This window comes from Pseudoalteromonas sp. CR1, from assembly GCF_019392235.1.
Lineage (GTDB): Bacteria > Pseudomonadota > Gammaproteobacteria > Enterobacterales > Alteromonadaceae > Pseudoalteromonas.
In genome coordinates this window covers 1-266 of the sequence record NZ_JAHXRM010000309.1, presented here as the reverse complement: position 1 = coordinate 266, position 266 = coordinate 1, and the positions used below count along the sequence as shown (strand labels likewise).

Genomic DNA, 266 nt, shown 5'->3' with positions numbered 1-266 from the left:
CACGTTGAGCACATGGGCGCGGGCGCGGGTGCTGTAGGCAACCCCGCGGGCCATGCTGCCAGGGCGGCTGATCAACAGAATTTTCAAGGCGGTGACCGGCGGGTGACGCAACAAGTGTACGGCCAGCGTCGAGCCGCAGAAGCCTGCGCCGATAATCGCGATGGTCTTGGTATTCATTCGAGCTCCAGTTTCAACGCTGCTCATTTTTCATTTGACAAAGTTGTTCTATTGCTCTTGTTGAATAAGAGCCGATAAGTGATGTGTAG

General features: G+C 55.3%; 1 protein-coding gene. It reads right to left on the bottom strand.

The genetic code is table 11. From position 1 onward, the window contains the following. On the bottom strand, positions 1-177 hold a 177-nt coding region (locus tag KZZ04_RS21790; protein ID WP_368735906.1), incomplete at its 3' end, for an FAD/NAD(P)-binding protein. Positions 178-266: the final 89 nt, after the last annotated feature.